Annotated in this window: 17 protein-coding genes; 4 read left to right on the top strand and 13 right to left on the bottom strand. The window is 63.2% G+C overall.

The annotated features are described in order from the left end of the window. Positions 1 to 159 precede the first annotated feature (159 nt). The gene (locus AC1DDS_RS14880; RefSeq protein ID WP_477479600.1) at positions 160 to 1,320 is read right to left on the bottom strand and encodes an ABC transporter substrate-binding protein; all 1,161 of its coding nucleotides are present in this window, start codon (positions 1,318 to 1,320) and stop codon (positions 160 to 162) included. 260 nt (positions 1,321 to 1,580) lie between these two features. Here AC1DDS_RS14880 and AC1DDS_RS14875 point away from each other — a divergent pair, with 260 nt between their 5' ends. Then, the gene (locus AC1DDS_RS14875; protein ID WP_477479599.1) at positions 1,581 to 2,174 is read left to right on the top strand and encodes a CatB-related O-acetyltransferase; all 594 of its coding nucleotides are present in this window, start codon (positions 1,581 to 1,583) and stop codon (positions 2,172 to 2,174) included. A gap of 45 nt (positions 2,175 to 2,219) precedes the next feature. Here AC1DDS_RS14875 and AC1DDS_RS14870 read toward each other — a convergent pair whose 3' ends face one another. Beyond that, positions 2,220 to 3,128: a LysR family transcriptional regulator gene (locus AC1DDS_RS14870; RefSeq protein ID WP_310416502.1), complete on the bottom strand. Its 909-nt coding sequence runs from the start codon at positions 3,126 to 3,128 to the stop codon at positions 2,220 to 2,222. Positions 3,129 to 3,278: 150 nt separating this feature from the next. Between AC1DDS_RS14870 and AC1DDS_RS14865 the strand changes: the two genes are divergently transcribed. Both AC1DDS_RS14865 and AC1DDS_RS14860 read left to right on the top strand, forming a co-directional pair. Next, complete coding sequence (locus tag AC1DDS_RS14865) at positions 3,279 to 5,885, top strand: AMP-binding protein (protein ID WP_477479598.1); 2,607 nt, start codon at positions 3,279 to 3,281, stop codon at positions 5,883 to 5,885. Positions 5,886 to 5,971: 86 nt separating this feature from the next. Continuing rightward, a complete protein-coding gene (locus AC1DDS_RS14860; RefSeq protein WP_477479597.1) occupies positions 5,972 to 6,385 on the top strand; it encodes an ACT domain-containing protein in 414 nt (137 codons plus the stop codon). Between the two features lie 71 nt (positions 6,386 to 6,456). Here the strand turns inward: AC1DDS_RS14860 and AC1DDS_RS14855 are convergent, their stop codons facing one another. From AC1DDS_RS14855 to AC1DDS_RS14845, 3 genes are all read right to left on the bottom strand, one after another. Then, a complete protein-coding gene (locus AC1DDS_RS14855; RefSeq protein ID WP_477479596.1) occupies positions 6,457 to 6,915 on the bottom strand; it encodes an SRPBCC family protein in 459 nt (152 codons plus the stop codon). A 354-nt stretch (positions 6,916 to 7,269) separates the two neighbouring features. Then, a complete protein-coding gene (locus AC1DDS_RS14850) occupies positions 7,270 to 9,270 on the bottom strand; it encodes a CocE/NonD family hydrolase (protein ID WP_477479595.1) in 2,001 nt (666 codons plus the stop codon). Between the two features lie 26 nt (positions 9,271 to 9,296). Continuing rightward, entirely contained in the window at positions 9,297 to 10,886 is a 1,590-nt protein-coding gene (locus tag AC1DDS_RS14845; RefSeq protein ID WP_477479594.1) for an ABC transporter substrate-binding protein, read from the bottom strand. Positions 10,887 to 11,008: 122 nt separating this feature from the next. Here AC1DDS_RS14845 and AC1DDS_RS14840 point away from each other — a divergent pair, with 122 nt between their 5' ends. Continuing rightward, positions 11,009 to 11,803, top strand: a complete 795-nt coding sequence (locus AC1DDS_RS14840; RefSeq protein ID WP_477479593.1) for a helix-turn-helix domain-containing protein — start codon at positions 11,009 to 11,011, stop codon at positions 11,801 to 11,803. A 10-nt stretch (positions 11,804 to 11,813) separates the two neighbouring features. Here the strand turns inward: AC1DDS_RS14840 and AC1DDS_RS14835 are convergent, their stop codons facing one another. The 8 genes from AC1DDS_RS14835 to AC1DDS_RS14800 form a co-directional block, all read right to left on the bottom strand. Further along, on the bottom strand, positions 11,814 to 12,212 hold the full coding sequence (locus tag AC1DDS_RS14835) for a cupin domain-containing protein (protein WP_477479592.1): 399 nt from the start codon (positions 12,210 to 12,212) through the stop codon (positions 11,814 to 11,816). 37 nt (positions 12,213 to 12,249) lie between these two features. Beyond that, positions 12,250 to 12,636 (bottom strand): lipocalin-like domain-containing protein, encoded by a 387-nt coding sequence (locus AC1DDS_RS14830; RefSeq protein ID WP_477479591.1) that lies wholly within the window; start codon positions 12,634 to 12,636, stop codon positions 12,250 to 12,252. Positions 12,637 to 12,756: 120 nt separating this feature from the next. Next, positions 12,757 to 13,728 (bottom strand): threo-3-hydroxy-L-aspartate ammonia-lyase, encoded by a 972-nt coding sequence (locus tag AC1DDS_RS14825; RefSeq protein WP_477479590.1) that lies wholly within the window; start codon positions 13,726 to 13,728, stop codon positions 12,757 to 12,759. A 71-nt stretch (positions 13,729 to 13,799) separates the two neighbouring features. Beyond that, the gene (locus tag AC1DDS_RS14820) at positions 13,800 to 15,431 is read right to left on the bottom strand and encodes an ABC transporter ATP-binding protein (protein ID WP_477479589.1); all 1,632 of its coding nucleotides are present in this window, start codon (positions 15,429 to 15,431) and stop codon (positions 13,800 to 13,802) included. Next, the gene (locus AC1DDS_RS14815) at positions 15,424 to 16,251 is read right to left on the bottom strand and encodes an ABC transporter permease (RefSeq protein ID WP_310416474.1); all 828 of its coding nucleotides are present in this window, start codon (positions 16,249 to 16,251) and stop codon (positions 15,424 to 15,426) included. Before AC1DDS_RS14815 ends, AC1DDS_RS14820 begins: the two co-directional genes overlap by 8 nt. Next, positions 16,248 to 17,279, bottom strand: coding sequence for an ABC transporter permease (locus AC1DDS_RS14810; protein WP_477479672.1), 1,032 nt, complete (start codon positions 17,277 to 17,279; stop codon positions 16,248 to 16,250). Before AC1DDS_RS14810 ends, AC1DDS_RS14815 begins: the two co-directional genes overlap by 4 nt. A gap of 95 nt (positions 17,280 to 17,374) precedes the next feature. After that, positions 17,375 to 18,964, bottom strand: coding sequence for an ABC transporter substrate-binding protein (locus tag AC1DDS_RS14805; RefSeq protein WP_477479588.1), 1,590 nt, complete (start codon positions 18,962 to 18,964; stop codon positions 17,375 to 17,377). A gap of 295 nt (positions 18,965 to 19,259) precedes the next feature. Then, positions 19,260 to 20,042 (bottom strand): carnitinyl-CoA dehydratase, encoded by a 783-nt coding sequence (locus AC1DDS_RS14800; RefSeq protein ID WP_477479587.1) that lies wholly within the window; start codon positions 20,040 to 20,042, stop codon positions 19,260 to 19,262. Positions 20,043 to 20,045 lie beyond the last annotated feature (3 nt).

The following is a 20,045-nucleotide window of genomic DNA, read 5'->3' as shown; positions in this document are numbered from 1 at the left end:
CCCCGGACGCTGTGGACGAGGGCGGGCACGCTTTCGCTTTCCCTCTCCCCGCGAGCGGGAAGAGGGCCTGGGTGAGGGGCAGTTCTCGTTGCTTATCGAGGGAAAACCCCTCTGATGTATTATCCCTCTTCTCCCCCGAGGGGTGAAGAGGGACAGCTATCACCGTCCGCCGATCACGCCGATATAGTCGGACACCCAGCGGTGGTAGGGCACGCACTCGCCCTGGGTCTCGCAGCGCGAGGTCGGCGTCTTCCAGAAGCTGATCTTGTCGAAGTTCTCGAAGCCATTGGTCTTGCAGCCTTCATCGGTCAGTAGCGCATTGCCCTTGCAGGCTGCAGGAACCGACGGAACGGCGCCGAACCAGGCAGCGGCGTCGCCCTGCACCTTCGGCGAGAGCGAGTGCTCCATCCACATGTAGGCGCAGTTCGGGTGCGGGCTGTCAGCGTGCAGCATCGTCGTATCGGACCAGCCCGTCACCCCTTCCTCCGGGAAGGTGGAGGCGATCGGCTGCTTCTCTGCCTGCATCAGGTTGACCTGGAACGGCCAGGAGCCGGAGGCGACGACGCCTTCGTTCTTGAAGTCGTCGATCTGGATCATGGCGTCGTGCCAGTAGCGGCCGACGAGGGTACGCTGGACACGCAGCAGGTCGAGGGCTGCCTTGTACTGTTCTTCGTTGAGCTCGTAGGGGTCCTTGATGCCGAGTTCCGGCTTGTGCGCCATCAGATACTGCGCGGCATCGGCGATATGGATCGGGCCGTCATAGGCCTGCACACGGCCCTTGTTCGACTTGCCGTCCGGCAGCATCATTTCCTCGAACACGACGTTCCAGCTCTTCGGCGCTTCGCCCTTGAAAGCTTCGGTGTTGTACATCAGCACGTTGGGGCCCCAAAGATAGGGGGTGCCGTAGTGAACGCCCTTGACGGTGTTCCACGGCGCGTTCTGCAGGCGCTCGTCGATGGTCTTCCAGCTCGGGATCAGGTCGGTGTTGATCGGCTGGACGCGCTTGCCGGCGACCAGGCGCAGCGAGGCGTCGCCCGAGGCGGTGACGAGGTCGAAGCCGCCTTCGTTCATCAGCGCCACCATTTCGTCCGAGGTGGCGGCGGTCTTCACCGAGACCTTGCAGCCGGTCTGCTTCTCGAAGTCGGTGACCCAGTCGTAGTTCTTGTCGGTCTCGCCGCGTTCGATGTAGCCGGCCCAGGCGACGATCGAGACCTCGCCTTCACCCTTGCCGAGCTCCTTCAGCGGCTCCTGCGCGACGGCGGCGGTGGTGAAGGCGAAGGAAAGGGTAAGAGCGGTGCAGGAATGCAGGAATCGCTTCATGTTGGTCTCCCGGTTTGTCCGCTTGATGTGCGGTATTGTTCCCGATGAGAAAGGTGCCCCCTTTTGGCCGCTTTCGCAAATTCATTAAACAGAAAGTCGATATCGGAGATTCCGAATTCATGTTGACCCGGGTCCGGTCGCGCTTCGCTTGCAATGTGCCGGCGTTGCCGCATCCACGCATCAACTCAAGGTTTCTCGCTCAATTTTAGTGTACTCTTTGCCCTCGGCTCGGGCTTCAATCCGCCGACGGGACCATAGCGATGGCACCCTTTCGCAAACTGAGAACACGGCTGGGCCTGAGAAAGAAACCCGCCGCTCTTCCACAAGGGGTTACGATCGGCCGACATACCTACGGCTTAACCCCCGCGCATTTCCATGGATCGAGCTTCGAGTGCCAGGTGCATATCGGCAACTTTTGTTCCGTTGCCGAGCACGTCGTGTTTGTGCAGATGGCGGACCACGACTTGAGCCGGATCTCGTCATTTCCTCTTGCGAGACGGTTGTTCGGCTCAACGGAAAGCAATGTGACAACCAAGGGACCGATTACGGTCGGTCACGACGTATGGATCGGCCGCAATGCGCTAATACTGTCCGGCGTGACGATCGGTCATGGCGCGGTTATCGGGGCCGGGGCCGTCGTGGCCAAGGACGTGCCCCCGTACGGTATTGCCGTCGGCAATCCTGCCCAGGTCGTCAAGTATCGCTTTTCTCCGGAAGAGATTGCCCTTTTGCTCCGGGTGCAGTGGTGGTCTTGGGATGATGCTACCCTTCAATCTCATCAAGCCCTGCTGACCGGCACATCGGAAGCCTTTATCGAACATTTTGCGGCACTATCGCATGGCGCTGATGGCTGAGCGATCGAGCTGGCTTGCTCGTGCGGATCTGCTTCCACATCACCCCTACCGTCCGCGTCCGCTTCGCAGTGCCTCCGCGACGCCGACGAAATCGCGGGCCGATTGCGGCAGGCTGGAGCCTTTGCGCCAGACCATGCCGACCTGCACCACCGGCAGGGCGCCGGAGACGTCGCGGCTCTCGATGCGGTCGCCTTCCAGCGACCAGGGGCGGTAGACGAGGTCGGGCAGCAGGGCGATGCCTGCCCCGGTGGCGACGAGACTGCGCACCGCCTCGACCGAGCGGGTGCGGAAGGCGACGTGGGGGCGCGCACCGAGGGCGGACAGCAGCTTGCCGGTGTTTTCCTCGATTTCATCCACGGTCAGCATGATCAGCGGTTCCTTGGCGATGTCACTGACTGAAATGATCTCGGCCGAGACCAGCGGATGGCCGAGCGGCAGCCACAGCCGGTAGGGGGAGGTCTCGATGATCTCGGCCTGCAGCGCCATGCGGTCGCGCAGGTTGGAGATGACCATCACCGCGACGTCCAGTTCGCCGCCGATCAGGAGGTGCTCGAGATAGGAACCGTTGTCCTCGATGGCGCTGACCTCGACGCCGGGAAAGGCGCGGCGATAGCGCGCCAGCAGGTCGGAAAGCACATAGCCGGCGACAAGAGATGTGACACCCAGGTTGAGCTGGCTCCGTTCCGTGGTCCGGTTGTCGGAAAAGGAGCGGCGGGCGTCCGAGACACCGGCAAGGATCTTCGTCGCATGGCGCAGGAACTGGTGGCCATTGTGCGTCGTCGTCAGGCCGCGCGGATGCCTCTCGAACAGTTCCACCCCCAGATCATTCTCCAGTTCCTTCATCGCCTCGGTGATCGAGGATTGCGAGATCGAGAGGATCTGCGCCGCCCGTGTGACGGAGCCCTGTTCGGCGACTGCGACGAAGTACTGCAACTGTCTGAGTGTAAAGGCCATGGGTGGCAGTTAATACGCACGCAAGGGGCGAAGCAAGCCGCCTTGGCAATCACACCGCGACGGCTGGCCGCATGAGAATAATCTTGATTATTGATGTCATGATATGCATAGGAGCGACAGCCGTTTCCATATCTTTCCAAGCTGCAGCCGATGTCTCAAAAGTTCGTTCCGGCCTTTGCCGCGCGCGGTGCCGCGCCAGCGCTCATCTTCCCGGGGCGGACCGCGATCACCTATGCCGAACTGGCGGATGCAATCACGCGTCGGATGCAGCAGTTCGGTGCGGACAAGAAGCTGATTTCGATCGAGGCCGAGCACTCCGAGCACTGCATCGTCTCCTATCTCGCCACCCTCGAGATGGGGCATGCCGTTGCAATGCTTCCGCCGGCAACCTGCAGCCGCAGCGAAGAGTTCGACCTGGCGTTCGAACCCGACCTTTGCTGCCGCAGGGTCGGCGAGCGCTGGATGGTGGTCGAGGCTTTGCCACAGCCACGCAATGCCCGCAGCGAACTGCATCCGGATCTTGCATTGCTTCTTCTGACTTCGGGCAGCACGGGCAGCGCGAAGGCGGTGCGGCTGTCACGAGCCAACATCGATGCCAATGCGGCGTCGATCGCGCAGTATCTCGGCCTTGCCAGCACCGATCGTGCCTGCCTCGTCCTGCCGCTGCACTATTCTTACGGCCTGTCGGTGTTGCACTCGCACCTTGCTGTTGGCGCCAGCCTCTATTTTCCCCAGGGCTCGATTCTGGGCGAGGGGTTCCTCGACGGGCTTGCCGCGCAGGAATGCACGAATTTTTCCGGCGTGCCCTATTCCTATGAACTGTTGGAAAGCGTCGGCTTTCGAGAGCGCAGCTTCCCCAGGCTGCGCTTCATGACCGTCGCAGGCGGACGCCTGCCGCCGGATACCGTCCGCCTTTACAACCGGCATATGCGCGCACACGACGGTGCCTTCTTCGTCATGTACGGACAGACCGAGGCGACGGCGCGCATCGCCTATGTTCCACCGGCGCGGCTCGAAGGAAACGAGGATTGTATCGGTGTCGCGGTGCCAAACGGCTCACTCTCGCTCGAGAACGCCGAAGGCGAAGAGATACGCCAGCCCGGACGGGTGGGCGAGTTGGTCTATCGCGGCCCGAACGTCATGATGGGGTATGCCGCCGGACAGGCGGATCTGGCCGGAGAGCCTGCGACCGTAGCGCTCAGAACTGGAGACCTCGCAGCGATCGACGAGCAGGGCTTGTTCCGCATCCTCGGCAGGACCAAGCGGATTTCCAAGGTGGCCGGCCGGCGCATCGGTCATGACGTGCTGGAAGAGGCATTGGAACGGCTTGGCATCCGCGCGGTGGTCGTGGGCGATGACGAAGCGCTGCACGCCTTCTTTTGCGGAGCGCAGGAAGAGGGCGAGGTCAACAAGGCCCTCGCAGCGGCCGCTGGCCTGACGCTCCTGCAGGTCGGATCAAAGCGGATCGAATTCTTGCCGCGGCTGCCTTCGGGCAAGATCGACTATGCCGCTCTGCAGGCGCGCCACAAGGCGGAACATCGGCAACCAAAGCAGGCGGCGGGCATCCGCGAAGCGTTCGACCAGGTGTTTTATCCGAAGAAGGCCGGTATGCGGGACAGCTTTGTCACGCTTGGTGGGGACTCGCTGCGCTTCGTGCAACTCTCGCTTGCGTTGGAGAAGATCCTCGGCGAACCGCCTGTGAGGTGGGAAACGATGACCGTGACCCAACTATCCGATCTGAAGCCAGTCGCGGACAAGAAGCCGGCGATCGGTGCCGATCTGCTGATCCGGGCGCTCGCCATTCTGCTGGTCGTTATCCATCACCAGACGCTCTGGCCGATACCGGGCGGGTCGGCAGCAATGATCGTCCTGATAGGCTTCGGACTTGCGCGCTTCCAGTCCGGTGCGCTGATGGCGGGCGATGTCAAGCGCGTCTTGCGGCCGGCGCTGCAAGTGCTGGTGCCCTACTATCTGATTGTTGCCGTCTACGCCGCCGTCTGGGGGGAAGTGCCCTGGGCCTCGGTCCTGCTGGTCGGCAATTTCGGTTTTGCGGCGCCGGAAAGGCACAGCATGGTGCCTTATCTCTACTGGTTCATTGAAGCCTATTGCCAGATGTTGCTGGTGATAGCCGGTCTATTCTGCCTGCCCGCCGTGCGCCGTTTCGCGGCGACGGATCCATTCGTTGCAGGCCTGTCGTTCCTAGCCCTGGCGCTTTGCGCGAGAATCGCCATCCCGCCGCTGCTCGACATGGGCAACCGCCAGATATTCACGCTGCCATGGATCTTCTACCTGACGGCGTTCGGCTGGTCGGCCGCCTTCGCCAGCACGACGAGGCGAAAGCTCCTGCTGATGGCGATCGGTGTCGCCGTTTTCACCACCTTTGCCTTCTACGAGAGCGTATGGATCGGCACCAGGGTGAAGTACCTGATGCAGATCGCCGTCCTGTCCGGCCTGCTGTTTTGCCCGCGGGTCCGGCTGCCGCTTCGGCTGAAGGCGATCGTGCTGCCGCTATCGGCGGCAAGCTTCCACATCTACATTCTCCACCGGTTCGTGCCGGAACTCGTCATGGCGCCGCTGGGCACCGTTCTTCCGCCAGGGCTCTTTTCGCTCGTTGCGATTGCCGGCGGCGTCGGCCTCGGCGTAATCGTCTGGTGGTTGCAGGGGAGGCTGCTTTCGTTTCTCGCGCGTGAAAAAGGCAATGGGATTCTGCACGTCCTTCCGACATATAATGAGGTTCGTGGCCAGCGGTCGACCTAAGTGGTCGTACCGCGCAACGGAATCTCGGGAGCATGCATGGCGATGACACGGCCGAACCGAACGCTGACCGCCCCTAGGCAAGGCGCATGAGCGGCATCACCGATATCGAGCGTTTGCTGGCGGAAATGCAGCCCGAACTGCGAGAGGGGACGTATGTCTATTGCGTTGTTCCGCTCGCGCAGGCGGAGCGCTGCCATCGTCTCCAGCCGCTTGCCACGTTTCGTGAGGAGGAGGGTCTGAGCATGATCGTGCCCGCGAGGGTCGCTGCGGAGAACGGGTTTTCCGCCAGCGCGCCGATGCGCATGATCACTCTCACCGTGCATTCCTCGCTGGAGGCCGTCGGGCTGACGGCGGCGGTCGCGACGGCACTGACGCGGGAGGGGATCAGCGCCAACGTGGTTGCGGCCTTCCACCACGACCACGTCTTCGTCCCGGCGAGCGATGCAGAACGCGCGCTCGCTGCGCTGAAGGCGCTGTCGCGGGACGGGACCCAGGAATAGCGGACGCTGTCACCCAGCGCTACGCACAGATCCGCAGCGTTTGCGTTCCGCAATTAATACGGGGCATCCGATCAACGATTGTTCCAGTGGTGTCGAAGCAGGTAGGATTCGAGCCTGTCGAGCCACTCGTTCCAGCTTTGCTGGTGCGTCTCGACTTCGGATTGGTGGGCGAAGGGAGCCTGATGAAGGTCAAGGCGGGTGGTGCCGTTGACGTCTACAAGAGTGACGGTCACCAACGTCTCGCCCCCACCCTCTGCGGTGAAGGTGAAGACGATGCGTTTGTCTTCAACGATCTCGCGGTAGACGCCGAACATGGCAACGTCGTCGCCCAGCGTCGAGCGGACAACCGCGCGCCACTTTCCGCCGGGGCGAAAGTCCATTTCGATCGCGTGAGGTGTGAAATCGCGCGGCCCCCACCACTGGGCCAGGCGGTCGGGCGCTGCCCAGAGCGGGAACACCACGGCGGGGCGTGCATCGAAGCGTCGTTCGATGACAAGGAATTCTGCCGGTGGAGCAGCACGGATCGTCATTGCGTTCTCCCGAGGATCGGCCGGATGTTCCGAGAGCGGGTGCCGGTCAGAAGTCAGCGTCAGGAAGTTAAGGCGCAACGCGCCTGCGCCGGGAGAAGGGAGGTCCCCCGGTGTCGACACGCAGCCAGCTTCCGTGAGTTCCTATCGATCGGCCGGACATCACGTTCCCGGCCAACGATTTGAGGCGCAGGGTGAAACTGAAAAGTGGCGATCCGGGGGCACGGCGACGACCTGTGATGGGTCGGACGAACACTATTTCGTGGTCGCGGACACTGCAAATGTGAAGCAGTGGAATGAGGTCGGCATACAGGCACGCGGTGCGATCCGCAACCGCGTGCCTGCCCGCCGCCAAGGCTACATCAGGTCCCGCGGGACGGCTTTCTCGAACGACTTCTCGAACACCTGGGTCTCGCCCTCGAAGGCGCGCACGCTGGCAGAGATCAACCAGTCGGTCGCGGTGCAGGCGATCGTGGCGGACGAGATGGTGCGGACGAACCAGTTCGGACGCTGCATGTCGCAGATCCACGTGGCGGTTCCAGTTGCCGACAGCGGGTCGCCTTCGACGATCGACCAGAGTTCATCGCGAACTTGCCGCGTCGCGAGGCCGGTGTCGGGGTGCTCGTGCAGGCCTGTGTCCTCGTAGATCGTATACTCCGTCAGGCCATTCGTCAGATCACGTTCGACGCCGCGGGCGCTCTCTGGCGGGGACAGTTCCGGATAGTTCGGCAACGGATCAGGGTTGGCCGGTTCCGGCAAGGTCACCGCCTCGTGCGCACCGAGCTTCGGCAAGGCGAGGCCCAGCGAGGCGAGGTCGAGCGTGAGGCCTGGATCGGTCGGCGGCGGTAGCACCATCGGCCAGTACGAGGTCGACAGCGACAGCCGGATGCGATGGCCGGCGGGGAAACGATAGCCCATCGCGTCGAGAACGAGGCGGACTTCCGTCTTCTCGCCCTTGCGCATCGGCTTCGGATCGGCATTGCCGCCGCGATGGGCGAGATTCAGCACGCCGAAGGTGACGCGGGTCGCCGTGCCGTCGGGGTGAACGTCGACGATACGGGCGCAGAGATTGGCGAGATCCGCGTCGCAGGAGAGTTCCAGGTCCAGCACCGGCTGGCCGAGGTATTCGCGCGCCTCGGCAAGCGGCGGCGTTTCCAGCACCAGCGAGCCGGCGTCATCGATGCGCTGGTCGAGCGCCATCTCCGCGTCCGGCTTCAGCGTGAACCATTCGCCGGCCATGGTGCCGGTGTCGAGCGGGGAGCGCAGATAGTGATCGTGGTTTTTGGCGCCAGCGATCGGCATGCCGGGCGCCAACGTTCCGAATTGCTCGACATAGAAGCAATCCATCTCCGGGGTGGTCCAGTCCGACTTCGCGACCCAGGTGCCGGGATCGAATTCGCGCCGCAGTGACGGCTTCGGCCCGTCCTGAATGTAGGCTCGGACCTGTGGCCAATTTTCCGCACCGTTCTGCTCGTCGCGCAGCCACCGGTTCCACCAGGCGATTGCTTCCGCGAGGAAGTCCATTCGCGGTTTGGGCCAAGCGAAGTGTGGATACTTGTGGACCCACGGGCCGATCAGGGCCTTGGCGCTCGGGCCGATGCCCTCCACCGCCTTCAACGGTGTGTTGCGATAGCCGTCCGCCCAGCCGGCGATGACGAGCGCAGGCACCTGGACGCGTCCGAAATCCTCGCAGATCGAGCCGTGCTTCCAGAACGCATCGCGGCGCTGATGCTGCAGCCACTCTTCCATGAAGAACGGCTCGTTCTCCAGCCGCTCCATCCACATCTCCTTCCAGCGGTCGCCGACGACCTCCGGATCGGGAGAGCGCGACTGGTAGGCGAGCATCGTCGCCGCCCAGGACAGTTGGGCGGAGAGGTGCGTGCCGTTCTTGTAGTGGATGTCGTCGTTGTAGCGGTCGACGGTCGAGGCGATCGAGATGACCGCCTTGAGAGCCGGCGGCTTGAGGGCGGCGACCTGGAGGCAGTTGAAGCCGCCCCAGGAGATCCCCATCATGCCGACACTGCCGTTCGACCAGGGCTGCGCAGCGATCCAGGCGATCAGTTCGCAGGCGTTGGCGAGCTCAAGCGGGGTGTATTCGCCGTCGATGACACCGTCGGATTCACCCGAACCGCGAATGTCGACGCGGACGCCGGCGATGCCGGCGGCCGCAAAGACCGGATAGGTGGATTCGTCGCGCACGCAGGTTCCGTCACGCTTGCGATAGGGCAGAAATTCGAAGACGGCCGGAACGGGATCGTTGTCCGCTCCATCCGGCATCCAGATGCGCGCGGCGAGCCGGGTTCCGTCCGCCAGCGTGATCCATTCGTTTTCGATAACGGTGAAAGTGCGTTCCGACATCGTTCTTGTCCGATCCATTCCGTCCATTACGCGTCGAACCAAGCGCGGCTGCCAATATAGCCATTCGACATGTCGTTGCCGATGTCGTCGGTGACGCCCTTCAGCGAGGCGTTGGCCGCCATCACATAATCGTTGAACACCGGCAGGATGAGGCCGCCCTCGTCGCGCACGATCAGCGCCATGGTGCGGTAGAGTTCCTTGCGCTTGGTTTCGTCCAGTTCGGAACGCGCCTGCAGCAGGAGCTTGTCGAAGTCCTCCCGCTGGAAGCGGGTGTCGTTCCACTCGGCGGTCGAAAGATAGGAAGTCGAATAACGCGAATCCTGCGTCGGGCGGCCGCCCCAGTAGGACGCGCAGAACGGCTGGACGTTCCAGACGTTGGTCCAGTAGCCATCTTCCGGCTCACGACGGACCTCGATCTCAATGCCGGCCTTCTTCGCGCTTTCCTGATAGATGACTGCGGCATCGACGGCGCCGGCAAAGGCGGCGTCGGAGGTGCGCAGCAGGATCGGCAGGTCGTGGCCGGACTTCTTGAAGTGGAAGGCGGCCTTGTCCGGATCGTAGGTGCGCTGTTCGATGTCGGTCGGCGCGAGCGCGTAGTTGCCGTTGACCGGGTAGTCGTTGCCGAGCGTGCCGTATCCGCCAAGCACCCGGTCGAGGATCGCCTCACGGTCGATCGCATATTTCAGCGCCAGTCGCAGGTCGTTGTTGTCGAACGGCGCCGTGTTGCAGTGCATCAGGAAGCTGTAGAAGCCCTTGCCGGCGCTGCGCAGAATCTCGACCTTGGGCGCGCGCTTCAGGAGCGGAACGGTCTTCGGGTCGATGTTGTTGATGAAGTGCACCTGGCCGGAAGAAAGCGCGGCAATGCGGGCGGTCGCGTCATTCATGACGATGATCTCGACGCTGTCCACGAAACCGCGATCCGAGCGCCAGTCGTCGGCGTTTTTCTCGAAGGTGGCGCGCACGCCCGCCTCGTAACTGGTCAACTTGTAAGGGCCGGTGCCGACGGCTGCAGCGGGGTTGTCGATGCCGCCATTCGGCTGAATGACCAGGTGGTAATCGGTCAGCAGCAACGGTAGGTCGGCGTTGCCTTCCGTCAGCGTCAGGACGAGGTCACCACCCTTGTCCTCGATCGACTTGATCGATTGCATCAGGCCGAGTGCGCCCGACTTCGAGCCCTCGTCGGAGTGGCGCTTCAAGGTGGCGACGACGTCCGCGATCGTCATCTTCTGGCCGTCGTGGAAGGCGACGTCGTTGCGGATCTTGAACGTCCAGACCGAGGCGTCCGCGGATGGCTGCCAGGAGGTTGCGATCGAGGGAAGGGGGGAGCCGGTCTTCGGATCGGTCTCGACCAGCGTGTCGCCCCAGAGGCGGCCGATGACGAAGAGGACGGAGGCGCTGTAGGTGGCGGGGTCGAGAACGTCGGTAGCAGCCCCGCCCTTGAGGCCGAGCTTCAGATGGCCGCCGCGCTTCGGCTCGTCGGCTCGGGCTTCACCGGCGACAAGCGTGGTGCCCAGGCCGGCGGCGAGCCCCAGCGCGGCCGTTCCGGCCAGAAAGCCGCGGCGATTGACGCCGGCGGGGACGAGCAGGCCATCGGGGCGTTTCGTGAATTCGGTCATGGTCGGTTCCCTTTAATTTGGTGTTTCAGGGAAAACCTAGCGTGTCATAGACGGTACACAATTTCGCGACTTGACGCTGATTTTCGCTAGTTTACGCTGTTTTCGCAATTGCGGAGAGAGCCGTGGCGGATTTTGACACTTTTACCCTGAACTTGCGCAGCGCCTGCGCGACACGGCGATCGATCTCGCAGATCTGCCGCGAGATTGGCATCAACCGGCAGCAGTTCAATCGCTACATCAGTGGCGAAGCGCGCCCCTCGGCGCACAATGCTGCGCGCATCGCTGGCTTCTTCGGCCTTTCGCCTCAGGATTTCGATCTGTCTCCAAAGCTCTTTGAGACTCGCCTGAGGCGGCCGGACGGGCATCGCTCGGAAGCGGGACTGCTGCTTGAAGGTTTTCCGGGCGATATTGCGGGGCTTCGCCGGCATATCGGCTACTATCAGACCTACCACATTTCACCCTCCTGGCCGGGGTTGGTCGTCTGTTCCTGCGCCAGGGTCTATGAGGAAAGCGGCTCCATCCGCGTCAAGTCGATTGAGCGCATCCGCGATGCCGCCAATGAAATCTGGCAGTTCTCCAAATATGTCGGCCTCGCCACCTTCTGGCGCAACCGCATCTTCATCGCCGAACGCAGCGTCGGACGTCAGCCGATGCTGTCGCAGACGATCCTGATCCCGTTCGAGGTGCACCAGCGGGTCTACCTGCGAGGCACGACGATGGGTGTTTCCTGGCGCAAGGAAAATCTGCCCTATGCCTCGCGGATGATCTGGCGCCATATTGGCCAGGAACCGGACCTGCGCCAGATGCTGTCGCGCTGCGGCGTGCTGTCGTTCGCATCGCGGCAGTTGCCCGCGACGGTGAGGAACTTTCTCGATACACCGGAAGCGGAGGTGCTGACGGTGCCGGCGGAGTATTGAGGCAGGTCGATTACGCAGGGAACGCAGATGTCATCTCCCAGCGGCGAACCGGATCGTCGATCCCTTCGAAATGCGCCTCGAAATGCGGCAGGGCGAGCACGGCGTGGATATGGAGCACGGTCGTCCCGACGTTCTTGAAGCCGTGCTTCACCCAGGCGGGCACGATCAGCGAGGCGTCCTTCGAGAGTGTTTTGCGATGCTGGTCGAGCCAGAATTCTGCCTTGCCGCTGAGCACTGTCAGGGCTTCCTCAGCCGGATGAAAATGGGCTGGGGCGCCCGCGCCAGGATCGATCCACTGCTCGAAGATACAAATCGCGGTCGCACCGTCGCAGGCAGCAACATGTCTCCGCGTCCGCACTCCTGCGCGCCATTGCTCCCAGGCCTGTTCCGCGTGAATGATCGCTTTCATCTGGGCCCACTACGTCGGCGATACTTTCTCGTTGCACCTAGACCTTCTCGAATTCCAGATCGTAGATCACCTCTTCGCCGGTCCTCGGATCCTTGCCGGGCGCTCCGCTGATAAACAGCCTGTTGCCCTCGACTCTGTAGGGTCGGATCAGCGCACCCTTCCAGGCGGGGTTCCAGGCGCCATCGACGTGGTGGATGACACGACCATTTTCCAGGGTGTAGGAAGCCGAGTAGGCCAGCATGGTGTCGAATAGGCCGGCCTTCTCCTCATCCGTTGGCACGGGACCATTCAAGGGACGGTCTCCGCCAAACACCACCGCCATCATCCTCCCGTCGGCATGGTAGGCGAGGTAGCCCAGCGGGTTCGGGCCCATTGCGTCGCTGATCTGCCCGGTCGCCACGGATTGCCGCGTCCAGGAGATCATTTTCCATGTTCCAAGAAGTGCGGCTGCATGCGTCATGTGTCACCCAATGCGCCGTTGCACGTTGCGAGGATAACAAAGGCCAGCTGGGATGAACAGGTTGCGCTGTCGGGCGGGGGCCGGTTACTCGCTGGCCGCGAGGGCGGCGAAGACCTTAAGGTCGACATTGCCGCCGCTCAGGATGATGCCAACGCGTTTGCCTTCACACGCCACGATGCCGTGCAGCACCGCCGCTGCGGCGAGGCAGCCGGTCGGCTCGACGATAATCTTCATGCGCTCGGCGAAGAAGCGCATGGTATCGACCAACTGCGCATCCGAAACGGTGAGAATGCCGCCCACCTTGTCCTGCAGGATGGGAAAGTTGTGGTAGCCGACATGGGTGGACAGCGCGCCGTCGGCGATCGACTTCGGCACGGGGATGTGCACGACCTCGCCCTTTCTCAGCGATTGCTGTCCGTCGTTGCCGGCCTCCGGTTCGACGCCTAGGATGGCGCAATTGGGGGAGAGCGCCTTCGCCGCTAGCGCGCACCCGGCCAGAAGTCCGCCGCCGCCAAGGGGGACGACCAACATGTCGATCTCGCCTGCCTCCTCGATCAGTTCGAGTGCCGCAGTTCCCTGTCCGGCGATGACATCCGGATGGTCGTATGGCGGAATCAAAGATGCGCCGCGCTCCCTTGCCAGCCGCCCGGCGATCTCCTCGCGGTCCTCGTTGTATCGATCGTAGAAGACGACTTCCGCGCCATAACCCTTCGTCGCCGCCACCTTTATCTCCGGGGCGTCACGCGGCATGATGATGGTCGAAGGGACGCCCTGAAGCATGGCGGCATAGGCGATCGCCTGTGCATGGTTTCCCGAGGAGTAGGCGACGACGCCATTGTTTCGCACGGCGGTTTCAAGGGCGGCGATCGCATTGTAGGCGCCGCGGAACTTGAAGGCACCGGCGCGCTGCAGGTTCTCTGCCTTGAAGAAGAGCGTCGCCGCGGTTCGTGCGTCGGCTGTTCGCGACGTCAGAACCGGGGTTCGGTGCGCCATGCCGGAAAGACGGGCCTGCGCCGCCCGCACGTCATCGAATGTCGGGATACGCAATGCGGCCACGGGAAACCCCTATTCTGGTGGAGGCGCAATATTGCCGCGGCGTAACCTCCGCGGCAATATCCAGTTTGCGATCAGTTTCCGGCGCTCTCCATCCGGCGCGTCGTCAGCACCTTCTCCAGCCAGCCGATCTCCATCTCCGGGACCGATTTCAGCAGCAGGTCGGTGTAGTCGTCGAACGGTGGCGACAGCACCTTCGACTTCGGGCCGAAGCGGACGAGGCGGCCGCGGTGCATCACCGCGACAGAGTCTGCGATGGCCCGGACGATCGCGATGTCGTGGGTGATGAACATATAGGAGACCTGCGTCTCCTCCTGCAGCCTTAGCAACAGCTTCAGGATGCCCTCCGCCACCAGCGGGTCGAGTGCCGAGGTCGGTTCATCGCACAGGATCAGGTCGGGTTTGGCCGCAAGCGCGCGTGCGATGGCCACGCGTTGCTTCTGCCCGCCGGAGAGCTCCGCCGGATAGCGGTCGAGAAAGCGTTCGCCCATTTCGATCTGGTCGAGCAGTTCCTTCACTCGTGCCGTTTTCGCCTGGCCATGCATGCCGTAGTAGAAACTGAGCGGCCGGCCGACGATGTCGCGCACCGTCTGGCGCGGGTTCATCGCCGTGTCCGCCATCTGGTAGATCATCTGGATGCGGCGAAGCTCGTCGCGCGATCGCCCCTTGAGCGCACGCGGCAACAGCTTGCCGTCGAAGCTGACGGTTCCCTCCTGCGGCGGAAGCAGCCCGGTTATCACCCGGGCGAGCGTCGACTTGCCCGAGCCGCTTTCACCGACGATGGCGAGCGTTTGGCCCTTCGGCAGGTGCAGCGTGACGTCCTGCAGGACCTTGAAGCCGTTCGAATAGCCGGCGGTGACGTTCTCGACCTTCAGCAGGGAACCGGTCTGATCCTTGGCTTCCTCGCGGGCAGCACCCCGGACATTGACGAGCGCGCGGGTATAGTCCTGCGCCGGTGCCTCGATGATCTGCCTGACCGAGCCGTATTCGACCATCTTGCCGTGCCGGAGCACGAGGATGTCGTCGGTGATCTGGGCAACGACGGCCAGGTCGTGGGTGATGTAGATGGCCGCCGTGCGCGTCTCCTCGATCGCATGCTTGATCGCGGCGAGCACGTCGATCTGGGTCGTGACGTCGAGCGCGGTCGTCGGCTCGTCGAAGACGATCAGTTCGGGATTGGGGCAAAGCGCCATCGCCGTCATGGCGCGCTGGAGCTGGCCGCCGGAAACCTGATGCGGATAGCGCCGGCCGAACGTCTCCGGGTTCGGCAGGCCGAGCACCTTGAAGAGGTAGAGCGCGCGCTTCTCCGCGTCTGCCCGGCTCATGATGCCGTGCCTCAGCGTAGCCTCGATGACCTGGTCGCCGAGGCGATGCGCCGGGTTGAAGGCGGCCGCCGCGGACTGTGCCACGTAGCAGACCTTCGCGCCGCGCACCTGCCGGATGCCGGCGGGACCAAGCTTCAATAGGTCCTGGCCGTTCAGCTTCACCTCGCCGCCGGTGATCCGCACACCGCCGCGGCCATAGGCCAGCGCCGTCAGGCCGATGGTGGACTTGCCCGCACCGGATTCACCGATGAGGCCGATCACCTTGCCTTTCTGTACGTCGAAGGAAACACCCTCGACAAGGGTGACGGTCTTCGGCGCCTCACCCGGCGGATAGCTCGTCGCTTCGATCTTCAGATTGCGGACGGAAAGCAGGTCAGGCATCGCCGCGTCCTCCCTTCAGGCTCGAGGTCCGCTTCATCAGCCAGTCCACGACCAGGTTGATACAGATGGTGAGGGAGGCGATCGCAGCGCCCGGGATCAGGGCTGCGGAAATGCCGAAGATGATGCCGTCCTTGTTGTCCTTGACCATGCCGCCCCAGTCGGCGGCCGGCGGCTGGATGCCGAGACCGAGGAAGGAGAGGGTGGAAAGAAACAGGATCGAGAAGGCGAAGCGCAGGCCGAACTCAGCCAAAAGCGGCGACAGCGTGTTGGGCAGGATCTCGCGGAAGATGATCCAGCCGGTGCCTTCGCCGCGCAGCTTTGCCGCTTCGACGAACTCCATTACCGCAACGTCGAGCGCAACCGCCCGGCCGATGCGGAAGACGCGGGTGGAATCGAGCACGGCCATGACGAGGATCAGGATCCATAGCGCCTGCGGCAGCACGGCAAGGACCACGAGTGCGAAGATCAGCGTCGGGATCGCCATCATCAGGTCGTTGAAGCGCGAGAACGTCTGGTCGACCAGCCCGCCGGTGACGGCGGCCGTAAAGCTCAGCAGCATGCCGAGCGAAAACGACAGGACCGTTGCTGCGAGCGCGACGAAGATGGTCGTGCGGGCGCCGTAGATCAGCCGCGACAGCAGGTCCCGGCCGAGGTTGTCGGTGCCCAGGAGATGTTCGCCACCGATCGGCAGCCAGACCTCGCCGACGATTTCGCTTTCGCCATGCGGAGCGATCCAGGGCGCGAAGAGGGCGCAGAAAAGCGCGATCGCGATGCCGACAAGCCCGATCCAGGCGCTCAAGGGGATGGATTTCAATCTCATCGCGGGTGCCTCAATCTCGGATTGGCGATGATAGCGATAATGTCGGCCATCATGTTGAGGAAGATGTAGAGGGCGGCGAAGATCAGGCCGCAGGCCTGCACCACCGGCATGTCGCGCACCGTCACCGCATCGACCATGTACTGGCCCATGCCCGGATAGACGAACACGACCTCGACGACGACGACGCCGACGACGAGATAGGCGAGGTTGAGCGCAATCACGTTGACGACGGGGGCCACCGCGTTTGGCGCGGCGTGCTTGGCGATGATGCGCAGGCCGCTCAAGCCCTTCAATTCAGCCGTTTCGACGTAAGCGGACGACATGACGTTGAGGATCGCAGCACGGGTCATGCGCATCATGTGGGCGAGAACGACCAGTACCAGCGTCGCGGTGGGAAGCGCGATCGCCGACAGCCGCTCGCCGAAGCTCATGGTGTCGTAGACAGTCGCCGGGAAGGTTGCGATGCCCGTCTGCACGGCGAAGAACATGATGAGCAGGTAGCCGATGAAGAACTCCGGAAGGGAGATGGCGGCCAGCGAGACCACGTTGATGATCTTGTCGGGCATGCGGTCGCGGAATTGCACCGCCAGCATGCCGAGCCCGACGGCAAGCGGAATGGAGATGATCGCGGCGAAGAAGGCGAGGAAGAGCGAGTTGCCGAGCCGCTTGCCGATCTGCTCGCTGACGGATTTCTTCGAGGCCCACGAGGTGCCGAAGTCGCCCTGGAGGGCGCCGCCGAGCCATTGGAAGTAGCGGGTCGTCGCCGACTGGTCGAGACCGAGTTCCTTGCGGATGTTCGCCACCGCCTGTGGCGTGGCCGACTGGCCGAGGTAGGTCGTGGCAAAGTCGCCTGGCAGCGCCTCGACGCCGCCGAAGATCAACAGCGAAACGGCAAAGAGAAGTGCCACACTGAGGCCGAGCCGCTGAAGGATCAGCGCTGCGAGCGGGCTGCGTTTGGCAAGTCTGGCCCAGGGGGACAGTGCGCCCTGGTTGGCTGCGGCACCGGTGGAAGCGGTGCTCGTCGCCATGGAAGCATTCGATCCGGCGGCACCGGCGGACTGCGGGTTTTCACCCGCAGCCGCCGGCAGCGTCAGTTCCGGACCCTGTGTCGATCCGCCCGCCATCAGGCGTCCAGCCAGACGCGGGTTGCGACATAGCCGTTCGACATGTCGTTGCCGATGTCGTGGACGTAGCCCTTTACCTGCTTCGTCGACGCGTTCACGAAATCGTTGAACATCGGCAGGATCAAGCCGCCTTCGTCACGGACCATCATTGCCATGGTGCGATACATCTCCTTGCGTTTTGCCTCGTCCAGCTCCGAACGGGCTTCGAGCAGGATCTTGTCGAAGTCCGGGCGCAGGAAGCGGGTGTCGTTCCAGTCGGCCGTCGACAGATAGGCGGTCGAGTACATCTGGTCCTGGGTCGGACGGCCGCCCCAGTAGGAGGTCGAGAACGGCTGGACGTTCCAGACGTTGGACCAATAGCCGTCACCGGGTTCGCGCTTGACCTCGATCTCGATGCCAGCCTTCTTGGCACTCTCCTGGTACAGCACGGCCGCATCCACGGCGCCCGGGAAGGCAACGTCGGACGTGCGCAGCAGGACCGGGCCGCTATGGCCGGACTTCTTGTAATGGAAGGCGGCCTTGTCGGGGTCGTAGGCGCGCTGCTCGATGCCTTCCGGGAACAATGCATAGGTCTCGTTGATCGGGAAGTCGTTGCCGACCTTGCCGTAGCCACCGAGGATCTTCTGCACCATCGTCTCGCGGTCCATGGCGTATTTCAGCGCCATCCGCAGATCGTTGTTGTCGAACGGGGCGGTGTTGCAGTGCATGATGAAGACGTAGTGGCCACGGCCGGAGGTGGAGAGGATATCCACATTCGGCGCGCGCTTCAGAAGATCGACCGTCTTCGGATCGACGCGGTTGATGTAGTGCACCTGGCCCGAGGACAGTGCGGCGATGCGAGCCGTCGCGTCGTTCATGGCGATCAATTCGACCGTGTCGACGAAGCCGCGGTCGGTGCGCCAGTCGTTCTGGTAGCGCTCGAAGGTGGCGCGTACGCCGGGCTCAAAGCTGGTGACCTTGTAGGGGCCGGTGCCGATCATCGCGTCGGGATTGTCGAGCCCGCCGTTGGGCTGGATGACGAGGTGGTAGTCGGTCATCAGCAGCGGCAGGTCGGCATTGCCCTCGGTCAGCACGAGGATCAGATGGTCGCCATCCGACTTGATTTCCTTGATCGACTTCATCACGCCGAGCGCGCCCGATTCCGACTTCTCGTCGGTGTGGCGCTGCAGCGTCTTGACGACGTCGTCGACCGTCAATTCCTTGCCATCATGGAAGGTGACGCCCTTGCGGATCTTGAAGGTCCAGGTGGCTGCGTCCGCCGAGGGCTCCCAGGATTCGGCAAGAGCAGGAACGGGCTGGCCGGTCAGCGGCTCGGTTTCGACGAGCATGTCACCCCAGGTGCGGCTGGTGACGAACATGAACTGGGAAAGATTCTTGGCCGGATCCCTCGAATCGGTGGCGGCGGCGCCCTCGAGGCCGAGCTTGAGATGGCCGCCGCGCTTGGGTTCCTGCGCCTTTGCTGCGGTGTCGAACATCGTGCCGGCGGCGGCGAGCGTGATGCCGAAGGCGGCAGCTCTGCCCATGAACTCACGGCGATTCATCTTGCCGAGCATGACCTGTTGCGTGAGAAAATTCTTGTAGTCGGTCATTCCACTGTTCCCTCTCTTTGGGCCGTTGGCGGCCTGTTGTTTTAATTGGCAGAATTATCTGGCCTTGCGCCGAAGGCTTTCCGCATCGGCGTTGCGGTGACGCCTCACCGGGCGCCTTGCTTTCTTCTTGCTCCTCCTTGCCGTGCGCCGCCGGCGGCGCTCTCTTCCGTGGGCGAACTTATCGCATCCGCTGCGAATGTAACGCCTCAAATTTCCGGTTTTTACCAAAAGCCCCGCTTATGGCATTGCCCGCAAGGCCTGCGGGCAATGCCATAACTTGCGTGAAATCGCCGGCTCAACGGCCCTTCCACACCGGGTCGCGCTTCTCGGCGAAGGCACGGGCGCCTTCCAATTGGTCCTCGCTCGAATACAGGATATCCACGGTTTTGAACTGCCGGCGGGTAATCTTGTTCATCGTCGTCTGGAACGTCTCACCCTCGGCAGCGCGCACCACTTCCTTGATCGCGGCATAGACGAGCGGTGGTCCGCTTTCGAGCAAACGCGCAAGCTCCCAGGCCCGGTCAAGCAGTTTGTCGGCCGGCAGGATCTCGTTGACGAAGCCCCAGCGGTGCGCCTCCTGCACGTCGAGCCAACGGCCCGTCAGCAGCATGTCCATGGCGATGTGATAGGGGATGCGCTTGGGCAGTTTGATCGAGGCGGCGTCGGCGACCGTGCCCGAGCGGATCTCCGGCAGCGCGAAGGTCGCATGTTCGGCCGCAAGAATCATGTCGGTCGACAGTGCAATCTCCAGGCCGCCGCCGCAGCAGATACCGTTGACGGCGGCGATGATCGGTTTGTTCAGGTCGCGCAGTTCCTGCATCCCGCCGAAACCGCCAACGCCGTAGTCGCCATCGACCGCGTCGCCGCCGGCGGCCGCCTTCAGGTCCCAGCCGGGACAGAAGAATTTTTCTCCCGCGCCGGTGATGATGGCGACGCGCAGGCTGTCATCATCACGGAAGTCGCGGAAGATTTCGCCCATGATGCGGCTCGTCACCAGGTCGATGGCGTTCGCCTTCGGCCGGTCGATGGTGACCTCGAGAATGCCGCCTTCACGGCGTTTGCGTATCGGTCCGGTCATTGG

This window comes from Mycoplana sp. 10N416 (assembly GCF_056394765.1).
This window is presented reverse-complemented; position numbering and strand designations above follow the sequence as displayed.

Excerpts from the sequence above, each read along its gene's own strand:
- AC1DDS_RS14850 (WP_477479595.1), bottom strand. The coding sequence starts at position 9,270 with ATGTCGGAACGCACTTTCACCGTTATCGAAAACGAATGGATCACGCTG.
- AC1DDS_RS14880 (WP_477479600.1), bottom strand. The coding sequence starts at position 1,320 with ATGAAGCGATTCCTGCATTCCTGCACCGCTCTTACCCTTTCCTTCGCC.
- AC1DDS_RS14800 (WP_477479587.1), bottom strand. The coding sequence starts at position 20,042 with ATGACCGGACCGATACGCAAACGCCGTGAAGGCGGCATTCTCGAGGTC.
- AC1DDS_RS14830 (WP_477479591.1), bottom strand. The coding sequence starts at position 12,636 with ATGATCTCCTGGACGCGGCAATCCGTGGCGACCGGGCAGATCAGCGAC.
- AC1DDS_RS14865 (WP_477479598.1), top strand. The coding sequence starts at position 3,279 with ATGTCTCAAAAGTTCGTTCCGGCCTTTGCCGCGCGCGGTGCCGCGCCA.
- AC1DDS_RS14845 (WP_477479594.1), bottom strand. The coding sequence starts at position 10,886 with ATGACCGAATTCACGAAACGCCCCGATGGCCTGCTCGTCCCCGCCGGC.
- AC1DDS_RS14875 (WP_477479599.1), top strand. The coding sequence starts at position 1,581 with ATGGCACCCTTTCGCAAACTGAGAACACGGCTGGGCCTGAGAAAGAAA.
- AC1DDS_RS14805 (WP_477479588.1), bottom strand. The coding sequence starts at position 18,964 with ATGACCGACTACAAGAATTTTCTCACGCAACAGGTCATGCTCGGCAAG.
- AC1DDS_RS14815 (WP_310416474.1), bottom strand. The coding sequence starts at position 16,251 with ATGAGATTGAAATCCATCCCCTTGAGCGCCTGGATCGGGCTTGTCGGC.
- AC1DDS_RS14855 (WP_477479596.1), bottom strand. The coding sequence starts at position 6,915 with ATGACGATCCGTGCTGCTCCACCGGCAGAATTCCTTGTCATCGAACGA.
- AC1DDS_RS14835 (WP_477479592.1), bottom strand. The coding sequence starts at position 12,212 with ATGAAAGCGATCATTCACGCGGAACAGGCCTGGGAGCAATGGCGCGCA.
- AC1DDS_RS14810 (WP_477479672.1), bottom strand. The coding sequence starts at position 17,279 with ATGGCGACGAGCACCGCTTCCACCGGTGCCGCAGCCAACCAGGGCGCA.
- AC1DDS_RS14860 (WP_477479597.1), top strand. The coding sequence starts at position 5,972 with ATGAGCGGCATCACCGATATCGAGCGTTTGCTGGCGGAAATGCAGCCC.
- AC1DDS_RS14870 (WP_310416502.1), bottom strand. The coding sequence starts at position 3,128 with ATGGCCTTTACACTCAGACAGTTGCAGTACTTCGTCGCAGTCGCCGAA.
- AC1DDS_RS14820 (WP_477479589.1), bottom strand. The coding sequence starts at position 15,431 with ATGCCTGACCTGCTTTCCGTCCGCAATCTGAAGATCGAAGCGACGAGC.